Consider the following 19,212-nt stretch of genomic DNA (forward strand, 5'->3'; position numbering starts at 1 on the left):
GAGCCTTGTTAAAGCGAGACATCCCGGCAGCTGCGCAGGCTGTCGGGGTGTGTATTTCGGGGAGGCGCCGCAAGCGGCATCTCAGAACCTGTGATGAGCCGGATCTGCCCCTACGCAGTGCCGATGGATACTGAGCCGAATACAAAGACCTTGGCGCTGATTTACGTTTTTTTACCGACATGTCTGTAGATGTTGCCGCTGGTGCTACTGCGGACCTTTGTAAACCGTTTCCTGTACTGCCTCTGACCCGAACCGCATGAGAATGAGAAAACACCATGGCTGAACCAGACTGGTTATCCGACCTCGTTGCATCCCTTGCCGGCACTAAGGGCAACGACCACATGGGCGGCACCACCGGCGATGACACACTGAGTGCCGATCTCGGTGACGATACGGTCGCCGGTGAAGAGGGTGATGATGTCATCGACGGCGGTGGCGGCGACGATATTATCTTTGGCGACATGGGCGACGGTTTCGACCAGGGTATCGATGCCAGCCCGTTGGAGCTGAAGCTCAGCAACCTTCAAAGCGTGTCTCACGATGGCTGGACCGGTTCTTCTGGCGACAACGCCGTTTTCAGCGACATCGCAACCCTGGAGGACGGCAGCACGGTCTGGGGTAGGTTGGTTCTGGTCGAGAAATCCAACCCGAACATGTGGGTCGAATTCGGCTATGCAGAGGGCGCAGAGGTCCTGCTGGACGGTGATCAGCCGGGGGACCGGGCGACCTTCCGCCTGGAATTCTTTGACCCAGTAACCGGCGACCCGATCTACCTGAATTCGACTGCGACATTCAACGATGTGGATGACAACAGCTACGCGGGCGATGCCGAGGCGGTCATCATTGATGGCAACAGCTTCACCTCCTTCGGGGTGTCGGCGGATTCCTCGCTCAACACCTCGATCGACGGAAATATGGTCACCGCGACCGGGACTGAGCTGAACGATTACACCGATCAGGACGCCTGGTTCTCGGCCGGATTCGAAGACCGTTCCTCGATCGAGTTCACCCTGCAAACGCGCGACGGCCTGGCCGGTTTCACACTATCGGGTGATGTGATCGACGATGCCGTCGTCACCACCATCGAACAAGGCAATGACACGGTTCTGGCAGGTGATGGTAACGATGTGGTCTTTGGCCAGGGTGGGGATGACTCCCTGTTCGGGGAGGAAGGTCATGACAGCCTTGATGGCGGGGCTGGCAACGATTTCATGGAAGGTGGGATCGGCAACGACACTCTGATCGGCGGGGATGGTGCGGATACGCTGGCCGGTGGCGATGGCGACGACTACATCGAAGGTGGTCTTGGCAACGATTACATGACCACCGGGATCGGCAATGACACGCTGATCGGTGGCGAAGGCGATGACACGCTTAAGAACTCGGCCGGGGATGACAGCCTTGTCGGCGGCGTTGGCAACGATAGCATCGTTGCGACCGATGGCAACGATACCTTGGAAGGCGGAGAGGGCAACGACACCCTTTACGGTGGCAATGACAACGACAGCCTTGATGGTGGTACCGGTGACGATTCCATGGATGGCGGCACCGGCAATGACACGCTGATCGGTGGCGATGGCGCGGATACGATCGCGGGTGGTGATGGCGACGACTACATCGAAGGCGGTCTTGGCAACGACTACCTGACCACGGGTCTTGGCAATGACACGCTGATCGGCGGCGAGGGCGACGATACGCTCAAGAACTCGGCCGGGGATGACAGTCTTGTCGGCGGCGTCGGCAACGACAGCATTGTTGCAACCGATGGCAACGATACGCTGGAAGGCGGCGACGGCAACGACACGATGTACGGTGGCAACCACAACGACCTGCTTGTAGGTGGCGCCGGGGATGACCTGATGTTCGGTGAGGCCGATGCGGATGTCTTTCAGATGTCCGACGGCTTTGGCAATGACACCCTCACGGGCGGCGAGGCCGGGGTTGACTACGACACAGTCGATATGTCGGCTGTCACTACGGGCGTTTCGGTCACCTACACTGGCAATGAAGCCGGGACGATTACCGACGGCGCCGACACGATTACCTTTTCCGAGATCGAAGCGCTGACCCTGACGGATCAGGCCGATGTGGTTGATGCTTCGGCGGATGCCAGCGGCGTGAAGATCGATTCCGGCGCGGGCGATGACACCATCAAGATGGGTGCCGGGGATGATTCCATCACCAGCGGCGCCGGCTATGACCAGATGGTGCTGACCACCTCGGGCGGCGTCGATACCATTGGCGACTTCGACATGGCGGACGATGACAGCGACTCGTTCTTCAACGACCAGCTTGATGTCTCTGAGCTGACCGGTGGCACCGGGCCGGATGGGGCCATCCGCACGATTGATGTCACCGTCACGGACGATGGGTTCGGCAACGCGCTTTTGTCTTTCCCGGGCGGTGAGAAACTGGTGCTGAGCGGCGTTGCCCCCGGGGATATCTCATCCCATGCCCAGCTGATGTCTGCGGGCATTCCCTGTTTCACGCCAGAGGTCCTGCTGGCCACCAGCCGCGGCGCTGTGCCTGCCGGGCGGATCCGGGTGGGGGATTTGCTGCAGACCGCCGACAACGGTTTTCAGCCGGTGATCTGGGTCGGTAAACGCGAGTTGAGCCCGGCCGAACTGGCGCTGCGACCGGAGCTGCGCCCTTATTGCCTGCGCCCGGATGGCTTGCTGCGGCCAGAGCGACCGATGCTGTTGTCGCCGCAACACCGCCTGCTGGTCAACCGCCGTACCTTTGACCGGGAGACACCGTTTGGCGAAAGCTTCCTGTCGGCTAAATTGCTTGCAGAGGTCGACGAGAATTGCGGCCAGCTCTCAGAGGTGACGGGACCGGTCACCTATGTGCACCTGATGACCGAGCGGCACGAGGTGATCTTTGCCGAAGGCATCGCGACCGAAACCTTCTGGCCTGGCCCCGAAGCGATCCGCGGACTCTCTGCCGAGGATCTGCGCGAACTGCTCTATCTCTTCCCTGAACTGGCCGCCGTGCACGGGCTGACGGGTGAAGAGGGCCGCGGATATGTTCGCACCGGTTATGGAGATCTGGCACGCCAGTCTCTGAAGAGGCGGGACCTGCAACACCTGCCAGCCGCCTGATGTCACTCTGGCAGGACTGGTCCCCTCATCAGTCGCAGGGTTGCCTTTAGCCCGGTCCGGGTATTCTCGACGAAGAGCTCCCCATTGTGCAGCTCGGCGATTTCCTGAGCAATCGCCAACCCTAGTCCAACGCCGCCACCGCCGATATGCCCCCGGGAAAACGGGCGCAGCATGGCGGCAATCCGGTCGGGGGGAATGCCCGGCCCGTCGTCCTCGACAATGACGTCAAGCGCCTCGGATCCGGCTCCCGAAATCGACACCGAGACCTCGGTGCCATAGGTCAGCCCGTTGTCGATCAGATTGCTGAGCGCGCGGCGCAGCTTGTCCGGCTGCCCCTGCATCAGGCTTTGCCCGCCGGTGTATATGTCTACCGGAGCACTGCGGCCAAAGACGGTGGGCACCCCTGGCAGGCGCAGGGGCGGCTGGCCCAGAAACCGCACCGCGCGCCCGGTGTCGCGGTAATCATCCACCAGGCTTTCGACGAGGCTCGCCAAGGCGAACTGGTGGCTCTGTTCGCTTTGGTGGCGGATGCTCAGCAGATCAAGGGCGCCGTCGATAATGCCGGAAATCTCGTCCAGATCAGCGCTGAAGCGCTGGTGCAGCTCTTCATCCTCCAAGAGCTCGCTGCGCAAGCGCAACCGGGTGACGGGCGTGCGCAGATCGTGTGAAATCGCCGCCAGTCCGCGCACCTTCTGGGCCTGCTCCTCAGCAAAGCGTTCCTTCAGCAGATCAATGCGGTCGCGTACCTGAATGGCCTCGCTTGACGCCAGTGGCGGCAGCTTTGCTGGATCGCGCCGGGCCAAAAGCCGGAAGGGCGCCGCAAGGTTCAGCGCCAGCGGGATGATGGCGGCCATGCCCAAGAGGAAACCCGCAAGCCCGATCAGCGCCACCTTGGTTTCTTCCAGACGCGGACGCCACAGGCTGGGGGCGGCAATCGACAGCACCGTTCCGTCAGATTGGAACAGCGACAGGGTGGCGCCGCTGTCCTGACGGGTGATCGCGCGCGAGAGGTCGCCCAGACGCCGTTCGGGCGATTGCGGTTCACTGGCCGCGCGCAGGATGTCCGGCAATTTCGGCGGCGTGTCGAACACAGCTGCGGCACGCAGGCGGCGACCGTCGAGGATCAGGATCAGCGGCACCGTATGGGCGGCCTCGGCGGTAAAGCCGCTGGGCGTGCGCTGCCATTCATAGGGCGGCAACCTGCCCGACGTTGCGCCATCGGGCCCACTTGCCTGCCGCAGGATCTGCAGCATCGCAGGCCCCGAGGTTTCGGCGATCAGCAGCGCAGAGCGGCGGTCAAAGATGCGGTAGGAGGTCCAGCCCGCCACCACGATCCCGGCCACAAAGGACAGCGCCACCAACAGTGGCAGGCGCTGGGCCAGAGATCCGGGCAATTGCCCCAGACCCTGGATCAGGAGGGAGCGCAACCGCATCCGTCAGCCGCTGACCGGCGCCGAGAACTGATAACCCCGGTTGCGCACGGTCTTGATGAAATCCGCGTCCGGCGCCGCGGCCGAGAGTTTTTTGCGCAAGCGGCTGATCAGGATATCGACACGCCGGTCCTCGGGGCCAAGCTCGACGCCAAAGATGTCGCGGCCGATCACATCGCGCGACACCGGATCGGGCAGGGCGGAAATCAGCGCGGTGATCAGCTGGTACTCGGTTGAGCTGAGCGGTACCAGCATGCCTGCGGGGCTGTGCAGCTTCTGCCGCGCGCAATCCAGCATCCAGCCGGAGAACCGCACTTGTCCGGTGAGCATGCTACGCTCGCCGGGTCCCTTGCTGCGCCTCAGCAGCGCGTTCATCCGCGCCAGAAGTTCACGGGGATTGAAAGGCTTTTCCAGATAGTCGTCTGCGCCCAGTTCCAGCCCGATGATGCGTTCGGTGTCGCCTTTTATGGCCGACAGGATGATCACCGGCACCTCTGATCGCTCGCGCAGCCAGCGGCACAGCGACAGCCCGTCCTGTCCCGGCAGCATGACATCGATCACGTAGATGTCGAACTCCTGCGGCGTCAGTTCTTGCGCGGCTTCGGCGGAGGCAGAGACGCAGCAGTCAAAACCGCGGCCTGACAGATAGGTGGACAGAAGATCGGAAATCTCGCTGTCATCTTCGACGATATGCACGCGGGGCACGGGGCAGGGTATCCTTGGTCGTATGTCCGGACCGCCATCATAGCGAGATCAGCGCCGGGGTATGTAACAGTTTGTATCTCACGGGGGGCGACTGTGCGGAAGAACGCAACAAATCGCAACAAATTGAATGGACCGCGCGGGCACAAGGTCCGGTAGAGTGAGCCATCAGGTGCCTGAGGAGACAGGCATGATCTGGGAGGATATTATGAAAAACGTTGCAAAGGCGCTTTTGGGCGCTGTTTCGATGCTGGCCGTGACCGTTGCCGCGCCCGCGATGGCTGAACCCAAGGCCGAGGTGCTGCATTACTGGACGTCCGGTGGTGAGGCAAAGGCGGTTCAGGCGCTTCAGGAAGCTTTCAAGGCGCGCGGTGGCACCTGGGTGGATGCGCCCGTCGCTGGCGGTGGCGGTGATGCGCAGGCTGCCGTGTTGCGCGCCCGCGTGCTGGCAGGCGATCCCCCGGCTGCGGTGCAGATCAAGGGGCCGAACATTCAAGAATGGGCCGAGGCAGGCGCGCTGGGCGATCTCAACGCTGTTGCCGAGGCGCAGGATTGGGACAAGGTGCTGCCCGAAACCATCCAGAACATCGTGAAATACGATGGCCAGTACGTGGCCGTGCCGGTCAACGTGCACCGGGTCGACTGGATCTGGGCCAACCCCGAGGTTCTGGCCAAGGTCGGCGCCGATGTGCCCAAGACCTGGGATGAATTCAACGAGACTGCAGAAAAGCTGAAGGCCGCCGGGATCATCCCGCTGGCCCATGGCGGTCAGCCTTGGCAGGATGCGACGGTCTTCGAAACCGTGGTTCTGGGCGTCGGCGGCATTGATTTCTACCAAAAAGCACTGGTCGATCTCGATATGGAGGCGCTGGGATCGGACACGATGGTCAAGGTGTTCGACCAGATGCGCAAGATGCGCGGTTACGTGGACCCCGATTTCCCGGGCCGCGACTGGAACCTGGCGACAGCCATGGTGATGCGCGGCGAGGCTGCGATGCAGATCATGGGCGACTGGGCCAAGGGCGAATTCGCCGCGGCGGGTCTGGAGCCGGGCAAGGATTACATCTGCGCGTCGACCCCGTCCGATGGCGGTTACCTTCTGAACTCTGACAGCTTTGCCATGTTCAACGTCAGCGGGGATGACAATGTCGAAGGGCAGGCGCTGCTGGCTGAGCTGATCCTCGGCACCGACTTCCAAGAGACCTTCAACCTCTACAAAGGATCGATCCCGGCCCGCACCGATGTACCGCGCGGCGAATTCGATGCCTGCGCGATCAAATCCATGGACGATATGGTTGCAGCGGCCGAAGGCGGCACGCTGATGGGGTCGATGGCGCATGAAATTGCGCAGGCCGGCGCCATCCGCGGTGCCTTCATCGACGTGGTGACCGCGCATTTCAATTCGGACATGTCCTCGACCGAGGCGACCGAAAAGCTGGTGAAAGCCATCAAGCTGGCGATGTAAGCCACTGCGCTGCATGATCTGCTGCGCGGCCCCGACAAAACTGGGCCGCGCAGCGTCACCTCCCGCAGTCTAGCGAAAGAATTCCGTTGTGACCCGTCCCTCTGCCACTGTGATGGACCGTTTGGCACGCCTCTTGCCGCAGATTGTTGTGGCGCCGGGGTTTGCGGCGATCCTGTTCTTTGTCTACGGCTTCATCCTTTGGACCGGCTATATGTCGCTGACCAAATCGAAGATGCTGCCGAATTATACCCTGACCGGGGTCCGCCAGTACGAACGGCTGTTCCAGATGGACCGCTGGTCGGTGGCCATCGACAACCTGTTCGTCTTTGGCGCCCTCTTTATCATCGCGGCCACCGTCATCGGCTGCCTTCTGGCGGTATTGCTGGACCAGAAGATCCGCGCCGAAGGGTTCATCCGCACGATCTACCTGTATCCGATGGCGATTTCCTTCATCATCACCGGTACTGCCTGGAAATGGATCATGAACCCCTCGCTGGGGCTGGAAACCGTGGTGCGCAGTTGGGGCTGGGAGAGTTTCCGGTTCGGCTGGATCGTCGATGAGAATCTTGCGGTCTACGCGCTGGTAATGGCCGCCGTCTGGCAAAGCGCCGGTTTCGTGATGGCCCTGTTCCTGTCTGCCCTGCGCAGCGTCGATCAGGACATCATCAAGGCGGCCAGCCTTGATGGCGCTTCTCCCTGGCAGATCTACCTGCGCATCATACTGCCCTCAATGCGCCCTGTTTTCATGAGCGCGGTGGTGATCCTGGCGCATCTGGCGATCAAGAGCTTTGATCTGGTTGTGTCGCTGACCGGGGGCGGGCCGGGCTACGCCTCCACCCTTCCGGCCAACTTCATGTACGAAATGACATTCCGCCGCAACGAGATCGGGGTCGGCGCGGCTTCGGCCATGGTGATGCTGGCAACGGTTGCCGCGATCATGGTGCCCTATCTCTACTCCGAGCTGCGAGGCAAGAAACATGTCTGATCACCTGAGCCTGTCCACGGCCCGGCCCGGCCAGCAGATGCTGCTGCGGGGGCTTCTCTGGGCCGTGCTGATCCTGTTCGCCGTCTGGTTTCTGCTGCCTGCCTATGTGGTGGTTGGTACCTCGATGAAAGAGCTGGAAGAGATCCGCAGCGGATCACTGCTGGCCCTGCCGCACGAGCTGAACTTTACCGCTTGGCGCCACGCCTGGAGCGAGGCTTGCATCGGCGTCGAATGCACCGGGCTTGAACCCTATTTCTGGAACTCCGTGCGGATGGCCCTACCTGCGGTGGCGATTTCGACCCTCTTGGGGGCGCTGACCGGATTTGCCCTGACCAAGTTCCGCTTTCGCGGCGCCAATCTGGTGTTTGCCCTGATCCTGTTCGGCTGTTTCGTGCCGTTTCAGGTGGTGATCCTGCCGATGGCGCAGACGTTGGGACGGCTTGGCATCACCAACACGGTCTACGGGCTGATCCTGGTGCATTCGGTCTATGGCCTGGCCTTCACCACGCTGTTCTTCCGCAATTATTATGTCACCATCCCGGATGAGCTGGTGCGTGCGGCCACCATCGACGGCGCCGGGTTCTTCACCATCTTCTGGCGGATCATTCTGCCGCTGTCGCCGCCGATCATCGTGGTCTCGGTGATCTGGCAATTCACCCAGATTTGGAACGACTTCCTGTTCGGGGCCAGCTTTACCACCGGCGGCGCACAGCCCGTTACCGTGGCGCTGAACAACCTGGTGAACACCACCACTGGGGTCAAACAATACAATGTGGACATGGCGGCGGCGCTGATCACCGCAGCTCCCACGCTTTTCGTATATATCGTCGCGGGCCGCTACTTCGTGCGCGGACTTACCGCTGGCTCGGTCAAAGGATGAGGATAGTCACATGGCGTCTCTGACAATCAACAACGCGGTCAAGCGGTACGGCACGGTCGAAGTTCTGAAAGGCGTGTCGATCGATCTTCAGGATGGAGAGTTTCTTGTGCTGCTTGGTGCCTCGGGCTGCGGGAAATCCACGCTGCTCAACATGATCGCCGGGTTGGAAAGCGTGACCGAGGGCGAAATCAGCATCGGCGGGCGCGTGGTCAACGATGTGCACCCCAAGGACCGCGACATCGCCATGGTGTTCCAGTCCTACGCGCTTTACCCGACCATGACAGTGGCACAAAACATCGCCTTTGGACTTGAGATGCGCGGCATGCCCAAGGCTGAGCGCAAGGAGCGGGTGTTGGAGGTCGCGAAGATGCTGCAGATGGACCACCTGCTGGACCGCAAACCGGGCCAATTGTCCGGCGGTCAGCGGCAGCGGGTCGCCATGGGCCGGGCGCTGGTACGCGATCCCGAGGTGTTTCTGTTTGATGAACCGCTCAGCAATCTGGATGCTAAGCTGCGACTTGAGATGCGCACCGAGATCAAGCGCCTGCACAAGCGGCTGAACGCCACCATGGTCTATGTTACCCACGACCAGATCGAGGCGCTGACCCTCGCTGACCGGATCGCCATTCTTAAGGATGGTGAGGTACAGCAGCTGGCCAGCCCTGCGGAAATCTACGAGCAGCCCGCGAATATGTTCGTGGCGGGGTTGGTCGGATCGCCGCCGATGAACTTCATCGAGGTGGTGCCGCAGCCTTCGGATCGCGGTCCGGTGGCGGAAATCACCGTGCGGGCAGAAGGGGTGGATCAGACCGTTGTCCTGGACCTTTCCGCCCATGCCGCACAGCTTGAGGGACGGATGGGGCAGAAACTGGTTCTGGGGCTGCGCCCCGAGATGATCACCCAGTCCTCCATTGCAGCCTCGGGGCAGGTGGTGCCCTGCGAGATCGACGTGACCGAGGCGACCGGCGCAGACACGCTTTGTGTTCTGACCTGGAACGGGAAGGAAGTGCTCGCGCGCGGGACGTCCGGTTACGCCATGATCCTTGAGGGTACCATGGACTTTGCCGTCAGTATGGAGCGGGCGGTCCTGTTCGACCCGCAGACTGGTGCTCGCCTCGGTTGATTTTTCCCTGCAGAGCCTCCCGCCCGTCCATGTTGCGATATCTTAACGCAATGCGGCGGGGGCGTGGCACGACTGCCTGAACCTGGCCCGTTAAACGGGGTGGAAGCGGGCCAAGATTCGCCACATTCCCCGCGATTCACCCCCGGATTCGCGACTTTATTGACAAGAAGTTTCCTCTCACCCCCCTATTTCACGCCCTATAGACGAAGAATTCACTCATATTTTTTGGGCGTTTGACTAAAATTTTCGGACAATCCGCAAGCTTTATTAGGCTTTTCCAAAGGAATTGTTCATGCTGAAGAGGGAAAAGCCGGGGGGTTAAGGGTTTGTTTACCGCGTCATATTCTGTCCATCATTTCGTCCAGTCCACGCAAGATTGAGCCGCATTCCAGCCGCAGGCCTCCAACAGGATGCAGGTGTGGAAAGTGGAGTGGATGACAATGAGACTAAGAGCTGCGATAGCGGCGGTCTGCCTGTCTTTCGGGCTGTCCGGCGGCGCCGAAGCCGATGAGCTTCGTCCAAGCGTCAATTCGATGCCGGGCTGGGAGGCCGTCGGCCGCCTGAATATTGCCGGACGCAACATGTGCACCGGATCCCTGATTGCCAACAATCTGGTACTGACAGCGGCCCATTGCCTGTATGATCCGTCTACAGGGCGCAGGGTGGATCCCCGGACGATCAAGTTCGAGGCTGGCCTCAATGGGCAGCGGGCAAAAGCCTCTCGCAAGGTGACAAAAGCGGTTCTGCATCCGGGGTACCGGGCAGGGAGCGGCGGTGTTGCCCAGATCGGCAGCGATCTGGCGGTGTTGCGGCTCGACAGTCCGATCAGCGCCCGGCAAATTCAGCCTTTGCGCCTGTCCTGGCATGCGAACCGGGGGGATGTCGTCGGGGTACTGTCCTATTCGCACAACCGGGCAACCAGACCCAGCCTGGAGCGCGGATGCCAGGTTCTGGCGAAACAGCACCAGACTTTGGTGATGTCCTGCCGGGTTGATTATGGCGCTTCCGGCTCGCCGGTGTTCGAAGTCACGGCAGGTCATGCACCGCGACTGGTGTCGGTGATTTCGTCAAAGGCGGCCATCGGATCCAGACGGGTATCCCTCGGGTCGGTTCTGGACGGTACGCTGCGGACTTTGATGCAACGCGCCGGTTGATCCGGAAACTGTGCCAGCACGCGAAAAGAAATTTCGCGTATGCCCGCCTGCAGAATGAGGTCGGGACTTGCGCAGAGGGGAGGCCGGCTAGGGCAGGTCACCTATGGGACAGATGGTCCCGAAATATTTGATCCATACAGATATGCGCGGCAAAGGCGCCGCAGTCTCAGGGCTCGCGAAACGCTTCACGTGATTTGTAGAGCGGTTTGAGAAGGTAATTCAGCACCGTCTTGGAACCGGTCTGAAGTTCTGCCGTTGCGCGCATGCCGGGGCGGATCTCGATGGATTGCTGGCGCTGGGTGAAGCCGGATCTGTCGACCCGTACAGTCACCCGGTAAAACGGTTCTGCCCGCGGGTTGCGATCATCCTCGAAGGTATCCGCCGAAACAAAATCCACTTTCCCCTTCAGCGCGCCATAGATCGTATAGTCATAGGCCGACAGTTTGATCGTGGCATCCTGGCCGGGTTGCACGCTGGCGATGTCCTTGGGGTTCACGCGGGCTTCGACGAACAGCTCTTCACCCAGCGGGATGATCTCGAAAATCTCTTCACCGGGGCGCACCACGCCGCCGATGGTGGTCACAGCCAGGCTGTTGACGATGCCCGACATCGGCGCGGTGATAATAGTCCGGTTCAGCTGGTCTTGCGCCAGACGCAGCTCTTGGCGCAGCGAGGCCAGCTTACGCAGGGCTTCGGAGTATTCCTCGGCCAGGTCCAGCTCGTTCTGGGTGCCGATTTCATTGTATTTGGCCGCGGCATCGGTGGCCGATTTCTGCGCCTTGTTGACCTCGGTCAGGGCCACGATGTTGGTTTTGTAAAGCCGTTTGAGGTTCTCCAGCTCTTCGTTCAGCTGGGTCATGATGGCATGCGCGCTTTCCCGGCGGCTGTTGAAATCCGTCTGGCGCGCCTTCAGCAGCGCACGTTCAGAGGCCAGAATTTCAGGAGAGCGCTGGGTCAGATGGGCCGGGACATTGAACTCAAAAGCGCCACTCATCTCTGCCTCAAGCCGGTATTGCTTGATCTCCAGCGCGTCGATCTGCTCCTGCAGTTCGTCAGCGGCAGCACGGAATTTTGTGTCCTGCAGCTTGCCCAGCACCTGACCGGCCTGCACCACGTCGCCCTGGCGGACGAACAATTCGCCCAGAATGCCGCCTTCGAGGTTCTGTACGATCTGGGCCCTGGATGAGGATACGACCTGGCCTTCACTGCGTACGATTTCATCGACCGAGGCAAAGGCCGCCCAGGTGAGGAAGATCACCAGCGCCGCCCCAACCAGATGAATAATCCGGCTTGAACTGCGCGAGCTTTCCATCAGGTCAAAGTGGCTGGTGGCTGTCATTTCTTATCTCCCGCCGCAAGATGGGCAAGTACCTGATCGCGGGGGCCGTCCACGACCATGCGCCCGGCCTGCAGGATCAGGGTCCGGTTGGTCAGCGACAGTATCGGCATCCGGTGGGTCGCGATGACTGCTGTGCGGCCCTCCAGCCAGCTTTCCAGGCGGCTGACCATGGTGCGCTCCAGCGTCTGGTCCAGCGCCGCCGTCGGTTCATCCAGCAGGACAACCGCAGGGTTTTGCAGCCACAGGCGTGCCCATCCGATGGACTGGCGTTGGCCGATCGACAGACCGCCGCCACCATCGCCGATTTCCAGATCCAGCCCCTTGTGGTGGCTGCGCACAAAGGCGCCGAGTCCGGCGAAATCCAGGGCCTCCATCATGCGGCTGTCGTCGCGTTCCAGCTGGCCAAGGTTCAGGTTATCGCGCAGGGTGCCCGCCATCAGGCGCACATCCTGGCTGAGATAGCCGATGTTGCGGCGCAGATCGCGCGGGTCGATCTGGCTGATGTCGGTGCCATCGACCATCACGCGGCCTTTTTCAGGTGCGTAAAGACCGGACAGCAGCTTTAGCAGGGTGGATTTGCCGGAGCCGTTTACGCCAAGGATGGCAACTCGCTGGCCGGGCAGGATCGCTACAGCAGGCACGTCCAGCGTTGGGGCGGCATCGGGATCGTAGCGGAATACCACTTCGCGCAGGTCGAACCGGCCCGTGAGGGTATCGCGGCGCAGATAGCTGCGCTGGCTGTCGTTTTCCTGGGGCGCGGTGGCGATAGCCTCCAGCCCTTCGAGGGCGGCCTTGACGTTGCTCCAGCGCGCCAGCGTGCCGGCAAACTGCGTCAGCGGTGCCAGCGTGCGGCTGGTCAGGATGCCGGTGGCGATGATGGTGCCAACGGTGAATTCCCCGGCAAACACCATCAGCGTGCCCAGCACCACGGCGACGATATAGGTGGCCTGTTGCACACCTTGAGACCAATAGGTGAGGGCGCTGGACAGGCGGCGCTGCTCGGTCGAGGAATGGGAGGACAGCACGTTCAGTTCATCCCAGAGCCGCAGAACCCGGTCCTCGCCGCGCTGGGTTTTCAGAGTGTCGAGTTCGGTCACCACCTCGTGCAGCAGGCGCCCGGCCTTGGCATTGGCGCCTTGGGTCTGACGGGTCAGGGCGATCATGCGTTTCTGCATGAAATAGGCCGGCAGCAGCATCAGCAGCCCGCCCAGCACGATCACCCAGACAATCGGCCCAGCGATCGAGGAAACCAGCAGCAGGAACACCGCGATGAAGGGAATGTCGGCCAGCGTCGAGATGGTCGAGGAGGTCAAGAATTCACGGACCGAGCCGAAATCGCGCATCGCGGCAAACAGGCCTGAGGGCGGCAGGGGCTTCTTGTCCGAGCGCATGCCGATGATCCGGCGCATCAGACTGTGCTGCACCGAGAGTTCGATCTGGCGGCCTGCGGTATCCGTCAGCCGGGCACGGGCCACTTTCAGAAGCGCCTCCAGCATGATGGCCAGAAAGGCGCCGATGGCGAGAACCGACAGCGTTGCATGGGATTGGTGCGGCACGACGCGGTCATAGACCTGCAGCGAAAACAACGCGACCGAGACGGCAAGCACGTTGGCCACCAGCGAGCCAAGCATGATTTCGCCCACCTGGCGGCGATATTTGGGGAATTCGCCCCAGAACCAATGGCTGTTTTCCAGCTGCGGGGTATGGCGTGCGGCCATTTGCGACACGGAGGCACGGGCAGTCAGAACCTGGCCCGTGAAATAGGGGCTGAAGTCGCCAAGAGGCACTTCGGTGCGGTTGTCGGGGCAGCTGGTGTCATAGATGGTCAGAAACTGACCGGTCTGCTCCAGGACCAGAACGCATTGCCCGCCTTGCATCATCGCCAGTGCGGGCCAGAGGCCGGGGGTGATTTTCTTCGTCTTTTGCAGCCGGGCCTTGAGCCCTGCAGAGCCGAGCGCCTTGGCGAGAACATTGGGCGAGGTGTCGCCCTTGCCGTCGCGCCAGAGGGAGCTGGCAATATCGCTGGTCTGAGTTTCGGCGCCTTTGAGGGCGGCAAGCGTGGAAATCAGCTCGGCCCGGTGCCGGATCCGCTCATCAGCACCGGCGGCCGGTGCTTTGGTTGCCTGTTCGGCGGCACCATCTGCATTTTCTGGGGCGATCTCCGGCTGTAGCGGCGCATCTTCAGCAGTGTCGCCCAACGGCGCGGGGGTAGGGGCGCCGGTTGCGGCGATCTGCATGTCTTCGCGGTGCAGCGGCAGCGGGTCGGCTGCCGGTTCCAGCGCAGGGCTGACAGTCATCGGCTCCGGTGCAGAGGCGGTGAAGGGGGGAGGGGACAAAGACGCAGACAGTTCCGGAGCAGGGGAGATCGGCACCGGCTGTGCCGGGGGCTCTGCGTTGGCCGCCTTCTTGGGTCTTCTGAATTTTCCGGGGAACCTGATCATATTTTAGTCCCATCTGCCAACAGACCCATATCCCGCGACAGTTCCAACTGGATCAGGATGACTTCGTATTTGGCTTCGATATGTGCCTGTTCGCGGCGTATCAGCTCTTCGTAGATGGAGACGACCTCCATCACCGGGCGCTGACCGGCTTCGTATTGAGATTTGAACAGCTTATACGTTTCGCGGCTGGCACGGGCGAGGGCAGCGGTTTCGCTTTCTTGCCGGATATATGAGGCAAGACGCTGCATCTGCCGGGAATAGGTGCGGCGGGCGTCTTCCTGGGCCTCGCCAATGGTGCGGCGGGCGGCTTCCTTGCTGGCTTCGAGCGCCTTAAGCGCGGCAGGCGTGCCAAGGCCAAGAGGTGTCGCCAGATCAAGGGTCAGACCGGCGCCGGACCCATCGGTGGTGGCGTTCCCAGCAGCAGCGATCTGCGGCAACAGGCCCGCGCGGCCAGCCTTAGCCTCGGCAATCGCGCGATCGGCTTCGGCTTGGGCTTTCAGCACGTCCAGAAAGGCGGTCTGTTGCGGAGGGGTACCAAGATCCATACGGGCAGGTTTTTCCGGGAACCTTTGACCGGTCATGGCCTGAAGCTCGGCCCGCGCGGTGGCGGCGGCGTCCTGCGCGGTGGCCCGCGCCGTGCGCAGCCCGCTGATCTTGCTGTCCACCACGTTGAGATCGGACTGATCGTTCAGCCCGCCGTCGACACGGCCTTTCACGATGCGGCGGAACTCGCTCATCTGGCGGATGGCGCGGTCCAGATAAGCGGCCTTTTCGTCGCCGCGCAGACCTGCAGAGTATAGACCAACTGCAGTCTGGACCCGCGTGTTGATGTCGATTGACAGATTGACCGCTGCGACCTCGACGTCGGCGGCGGCAAAGGCGCGTTCTGCCTTGCGGCGGCCATTGTCGAATAGGATCTGTTCGATCAGGATCCCGGCCACCAGATCACCAAGGTCCGTCAGGCTGACAGAGGGACCGATGGTGGGCAGCCAGTTCTTGGATTTTGCCTCGGCGCGCAGTTTGGCGCTGATCAACTCGGCTTCGGAGGCGCGGGAGGACGCTTCGATCGCCGCATCCCCAACCCGGCGATAGACGCTGTTGGGTTCCAGCAGGGACTTGCGCTGCATCAGGGCCGAAATCACCTCGGAGCTGTTCTCGCCCTCGGTCTGCGCAAAATTGCTGGAGGTTCCGGCAACGGCATCGTCACCGCCGCCCAGCAGGAACGGCGATTGCTCTGCGCAGGCCGACAGGCTGCACAACAGCGCAATCACTCCAGCGGATCGTCCCAAGTGCATCCTGCCCTTTGCCCTTCTTCTGCGTCGCCGGTTTTCGGCTTGTCGTTGGTTCCGGCGGCAGGGAAAACCCGTCGCCGGAACATGTCGTCAGATGAGAACGTTGACGTCCTGGTCCACCAGCAGTTTGGTGCCATCGTCACCGACGGTGTAGACGTTGTAGATCTGTCCATCGACGGCCTCGACGCCTGCGGCCGATGCATTGGCAACGGTCAGCGTGTCATCCGCCCCGCCATGCACGGTCAGAGTGTCGGAATTGCCCGACAGCGCCTTGATGTCGGCCTCGGTCAGGCTGAGCGAGACGTCGGAAGCATAGTCGAGGTTCAGAGCATCGATATTGAACTGCGGTAGCCCCGCATGATCCAGCGCGCCGCTGTTGGTCGCATTGTCCTCCAGAACGACCAGCGTGCTGGATGCGTTCTGAGCGCTATCCTCGCTAGTAATCACCAGATGGGTGCCGTCCGACACTGGGGTCGAGAAGGTGAACTCGGTTCCGAACACCGGGTCCTGATCGACGCTTGCGGTGGGGGCTGTGACCGAACCATCGCTATTAAGGGCATTCACCGTGTAGCTGTCGGTTGCGCCTTCGGTACTGATCCGGCGCACATCGCTGCTGGAGAAGGTCACTGCATCCACATCCGGCGTAGTGTAGCTGGTGTCGACCGTGAAGCTTTCGGTCAGGGACTGGACGTTTCCTGCCCCGTCCGTCGCGGTGATAGTTGCTGTCGCGGTATAATCGCCGTCGGGCAGGTCTGCACCGGCGATATCGGCGCTCCAGTTGCCGGCAGCATCCACAGTCGCCGCATGGGTGACGCCTGCGATCGTGACCTGAACGGTGGATCCCTGTTCCACGGTGCCTTGCAGAGTGACGCCCGCCGCGCGTTCGGCGAGGTTGATGATATCGTCGGCGGTCTGGTCCGGGGCAACCGTCAAGGGGTCGACCAGCGTGTCCAGCGCCACTGTATCCGTTGCGCTGGCGGTATTTCCGGCGCTGTCGACAATGGAGGCAGTGATCGGCAGTTCTGCGTTGCCCTGTGGGATCTGACCCGCCAGGAAAGTGGTGCTCCAGTTACCGTTCACATCCGCAACAACCTGGTTACTGGCAGTGCCAAGCCCGACGGTAACCAGCAGGCCAGGGGTGGCGGTGCCGCTAATGTCGACGCCATCCGCGCGTTCGGTGGCGTTGATGATATCGTCGAGTTCCACCGGATCCGGCGATATAGTGACGGTGCCAGCCACAGTATCTACCCGCAAGGCAGAGGAGGCGGAGGCGGTGTTTCCGGCGATATCCGTGGCCGCCACGGTGACGGCGCTGTCGTATTCACCGGGAGGGATGGCACCCGGTTCAAAGGTTGCGCTCCAGTTGCCGGAGGCATCCACCAATGCGTCGCGGGTGACGCCCGCTAGGGCAACCGAAACCTCCGCTCCGGGCTCTGCGACACCGGTCAGGGTGACGCCGACTTCGGCTTCGGCAGCGTTGACGATATTGTCACCGCCTGCCAGTCCGGGATCAATTGTCACCGCGGTTTCGGTGTCGACACCAATGGTTTTGGTGACGGTTGAGACGTTTCCAGCGGTGTCCGTTGCAACGGCCGAAACGGTGGCATCATAGGTGCCGATTCCGATCTCTGCCGGGGAGAAGGCCGATGACCAGCTGCCGTCAGCTGCGGCGGTGACTGTGTGGCTGATACCTTGGAAGGTGACAGCAACTGTTGCGCCCGGATCGGCCATGCCGGTCAGGGTCACGCCAGCAGCTTGCTCGGAGGCATTGATGGTATGATCATCACCCACCTGAGTGTTGATCGTGACGCGGTTTTCGGTGTCGATGTGCACCGTATGGGTTTCGGTGGCGCTGTTGCCTGCTGCATCGGCTGAGGTCACAGATATGGTGCTGTCATAGACGCCGTCAGCGATATGTTCGGCGTCGTAGATTACCGACCAAGTGCCGTCGTTTGCAACGGTTGTAGTGCGCGTAACGCCCTGGAAATCAACAGAGATTGAGGCGCCAGCTTCGCCGGTTCCGGTCAGTCGCACGCCGTCAAAGAGTTCGACGAAGTTGATCTTGTCGTCACCTTCGACGGTGTCGATGCCGATGGGCGGCGCAACGGTGTCGACCACCAGCACATCGTGATAGGTATTGCGGTTGCCGAACTCATCTGTGGTTCGGATCCGCACGGCGGTCTCGTATTCGCCAGTGGGAATATCGGCAGGATCAAAGGTGACAGACCAGGTGCCATCGTCGTTGACCGTGGTGCGCTGGGTAACGTTGTTAATCCGCACGTTCAGACGGGCGCCGGGCTCGCCGTTGCCGGTGATGACCGGGCCATCGGCTTGCTCGATCGCATTGACGATATCACCGGTGGACTGGGTGCCGCTGGTGACCTCGGCCTCGGGCGGGGTGGTGTCGATGATCACCGTCGGCCCGTCTAGGTTGAAATCATTCCCGTCCGGGTCGGTGACTTCGACTGTGGTATCATAATTGCCATCCGGCGGCAGATCGTTGATCGCGATTGTCGCCGTCCAGGTGCCGTCATCGCGGATGGTCACTGTTTCCGTATGGCCGCCGATCAGAACCCGCACCTCAGAGCCTGGGGTGCCGGTGCCGGTGATCACGACCGGATCGTTGGTCGAGCCGGCGATAGGGTAGACCGCATCGGGGTCGTCCACCGTGGGCACCCGGCCTCGGCCCGGAGGCGTTCCAGTCTCGCTGTCGTCTGTGACCAATACGGCGGTGCCGACTACCCCAGCCGCTGCGACACCGGCGGCGCCAAAACCGCCCAGCAGGGGCGCTGCCAGCGGGGCGATCACCGGTTCGATGCGGTCGACATCCAGGAACACCAACTCGTCATAGGCGCTCCATTTCCCGGAGAGGTCCAGTGTTTCGTAGCTGGCAAACAGCATGCCATCGGCCTTGTCCTCCAGCACAACCTCGATGAACTGGCCATCGGCGCTGAGGAACAGGTTCTTGCCACCGGTCGCGCCGTAACTGAAGAAGTTGTCCAGCACGAGGGTCTGGCCATCGGCCAGCACGATATGCAGATCGGCGCCATGCCGTGCGTAACTTTCGACCGCGGATCGGCCAAGGTTCAGTGAAATGTCTTTTGTTTGAGAGACGTTCAGGTGGGCCGGCGTACCTTCAGCAAACACACCCTGTACGGTCGTTCCCGTCATATCGCGGGAAATATATCCAACACTACTCATTTTTTTGCTCGCTTATAGACCGGACAACGCCGCCAAAGCGGGTCACCTGGTTCATTGCCTGTATCGTCTTGCCCAATGGCCGTCTTTGCGGCCTTATTG

12 protein-coding genes are annotated in these 19,212 nt (G+C 61.6%); 6 read left to right on the forward strand and 6 right to left on the reverse strand.

Translation table 11 applies throughout. The features are described 5' to 3' along the window. Window positions 1-275: 275 nt before the first annotated feature. Window positions 276-3,101, forward strand: coding sequence for a Hint domain-containing protein (locus SM766_RS18280; protein WP_368948709.1), 2,826 nt, complete (start codon window positions 276-278; stop codon window positions 3,099-3,101). 2 nt (window positions 3,102-3,103) lie between these two features. Here SM766_RS18280 and SM766_RS18285 read toward each other — a convergent pair whose 3' ends face one another. Both SM766_RS18285 and SM766_RS18290 read right to left on the reverse strand, forming a co-directional pair. After that, the gene (locus SM766_RS18285; protein WP_368948710.1) at window positions 3,104-4,534 is read right to left on the reverse strand and encodes a sensor histidine kinase; all 1,431 of its coding nucleotides are present in this window, start codon (window positions 4,532-4,534) and stop codon (window positions 3,104-3,106) included. Between the two features lie 3 nt (window positions 4,535-4,537). Further along, a complete protein-coding gene (locus tag SM766_RS18290) occupies window positions 4,538-5,236 on the reverse strand; it encodes a response regulator transcription factor (RefSeq protein ID WP_368948711.1) in 699 nt (232 codons plus the stop codon). Window positions 5,237-5,441: 205 nt separating this feature from the next. On the opposite strand from SM766_RS18290, the gene SM766_RS18295 reads away from it, so the two are divergent. The 5 genes from SM766_RS18295 to SM766_RS18315 all read left to right on the forward strand — a co-directional run bounded on the left by SM766_RS18295 (window position 5,442) and on the right by SM766_RS18315 (window position 10,840). Then, on the forward strand, window positions 5,442-6,698 hold the full coding sequence (locus SM766_RS18295; protein WP_368948712.1) for an ABC transporter substrate-binding protein: 1,257 nt from the start codon (window positions 5,442-5,444) through the stop codon (window positions 6,696-6,698). A 112-nt stretch (window positions 6,699-6,810) separates the two neighbouring features. Further along, window positions 6,811-7,683 (forward strand): carbohydrate ABC transporter permease, encoded by an 873-nt coding sequence (locus SM766_RS18300; RefSeq protein ID WP_368948733.1) that lies wholly within the window; start codon window positions 6,811-6,813, stop codon window positions 7,681-7,683. Then, entirely contained in the window at window positions 7,676-8,563 is an 888-nt protein-coding gene (locus tag SM766_RS18305) for a carbohydrate ABC transporter permease (protein WP_274830197.1), read from the forward strand. The genes SM766_RS18300 and SM766_RS18305 overlap by 8 nt, the downstream gene beginning before the upstream one ends. A gap of 10 nt (window positions 8,564-8,573) precedes the next feature. After that, entirely contained in the window at window positions 8,574-9,686 is a 1,113-nt protein-coding gene (locus tag SM766_RS18310) for an ABC transporter ATP-binding protein (RefSeq protein ID WP_065272828.1), read from the forward strand. Between the two features lie 440 nt (window positions 9,687-10,126). Then, window positions 10,127-10,840 (forward strand): trypsin-like serine peptidase, encoded by a 714-nt coding sequence (locus tag SM766_RS18315; protein WP_274832862.1) that lies wholly within the window; start codon window positions 10,127-10,129, stop codon window positions 10,838-10,840. 166 nt (window positions 10,841-11,006) lie between these two features. Here the strand turns inward: SM766_RS18315 and SM766_RS18320 are convergent, their stop codons facing one another. The 4 genes from SM766_RS18320 to SM766_RS18335 all read right to left on the reverse strand — a co-directional run bounded on the left by SM766_RS18320 (window position 11,007) and on the right by SM766_RS18335 (window position 19,113). Then, the gene (locus SM766_RS18320) at window positions 11,007-12,179 is read right to left on the reverse strand and encodes an HlyD family type I secretion periplasmic adaptor subunit (RefSeq protein ID WP_065272830.1); all 1,173 of its coding nucleotides are present in this window, start codon (window positions 12,177-12,179) and stop codon (window positions 11,007-11,009) included. Further along, window positions 12,176-14,476 carry an ATP-binding cassette domain-containing protein gene (locus tag SM766_RS18325; RefSeq protein WP_368948713.1) on the reverse strand — a complete coding sequence of 767 codons (2,301 nt, stop codon included), beginning with the start codon at window positions 14,474-14,476 and terminating at the stop codon, window positions 12,176-12,178. Before SM766_RS18325 ends, SM766_RS18320 begins: the two co-directional genes overlap by 4 nt. 140 nt (window positions 14,477-14,616) lie before the next feature. After that, window positions 14,617-15,915 carry a TolC family protein gene (locus tag SM766_RS18330; protein ID WP_274830193.1) on the reverse strand — a complete coding sequence of 433 codons (1,299 nt, stop codon included), beginning with the start codon at window positions 15,913-15,915 and terminating at the stop codon, window positions 14,617-14,619. An 87-nt stretch (window positions 15,916-16,002) separates the two neighbouring features. Next, the gene (locus SM766_RS18335; RefSeq protein ID WP_368948715.1) at window positions 16,003-19,113 is read right to left on the reverse strand and encodes an Ig-like domain-containing protein; all 3,111 of its coding nucleotides are present in this window, start codon (window positions 19,111-19,113) and stop codon (window positions 16,003-16,005) included. Window positions 19,114-19,212: the final 99 nt, after the last annotated feature.

The organism is Pseudophaeobacter sp. A-200-2 (genome assembly GCF_041008815.1).
Taxonomy (GTDB): domain Bacteria; phylum Pseudomonadota; class Alphaproteobacteria; order Rhodobacterales; family Rhodobacteraceae; genus Phycobacter; species Phycobacter gallaeciensis_A.

Coding starts and splice junctions, on each gene's coding strand:
- SM766_RS18300 (WP_368948733.1), top strand. CDS start 6,811: ATGGACCGTTTGGCACGCCTCTTGCCGCAGATTGTTGTGGCGCCGGGG.
- SM766_RS18305 (WP_274830197.1), top strand. CDS start 7,676: ATGTCTGATCACCTGAGCCTGTCCACGGCCCGGCCCGGCCAGCAGATG.
- SM766_RS18280 (WP_368948709.1), top strand. CDS start 276: ATGGCTGAACCAGACTGGTTATCCGACCTCGTTGCATCCCTTGCCGGC.
- SM766_RS18325 (WP_368948713.1), bottom strand. CDS start 14,476: ATGACTGTCAGCCCTGCGCTGGAACCGGCAGCCGACCCGCTGCCGCTG.
- SM766_RS18335 (WP_368948715.1), bottom strand. CDS start 19,113: ATGAGTAGTGTTGGATATATTTCCCGCGATATGACGGGAACGACCGTA.
- SM766_RS18315 (WP_274832862.1), top strand. CDS start 10,127: ATGAGACTAAGAGCTGCGATAGCGGCGGTCTGCCTGTCTTTCGGGCTG.
- SM766_RS18285 (WP_368948710.1), bottom strand. CDS start 4,534: ATGCGGTTGCGCTCCCTCCTGATCCAGGGTCTGGGGCAATTGCCCGGA.
- SM766_RS18295 (WP_368948712.1), top strand. CDS start 5,442: ATGAAAAACGTTGCAAAGGCGCTTTTGGGCGCTGTTTCGATGCTGGCC.
- SM766_RS18320 (WP_065272830.1), bottom strand. CDS start 12,179: ATGACAGCCACCAGCCACTTTGACCTGATGGAAAGCTCGCGCAGTTCA.
- SM766_RS18310 (WP_065272828.1), top strand. CDS start 8,574: ATGGCGTCTCTGACAATCAACAACGCGGTCAAGCGGTACGGCACGGTC.
- SM766_RS18330 (WP_274830193.1), bottom strand. CDS start 15,915: ATGCACTTGGGACGATCCGCTGGAGTGATTGCGCTGTTGTGCAGCCTG.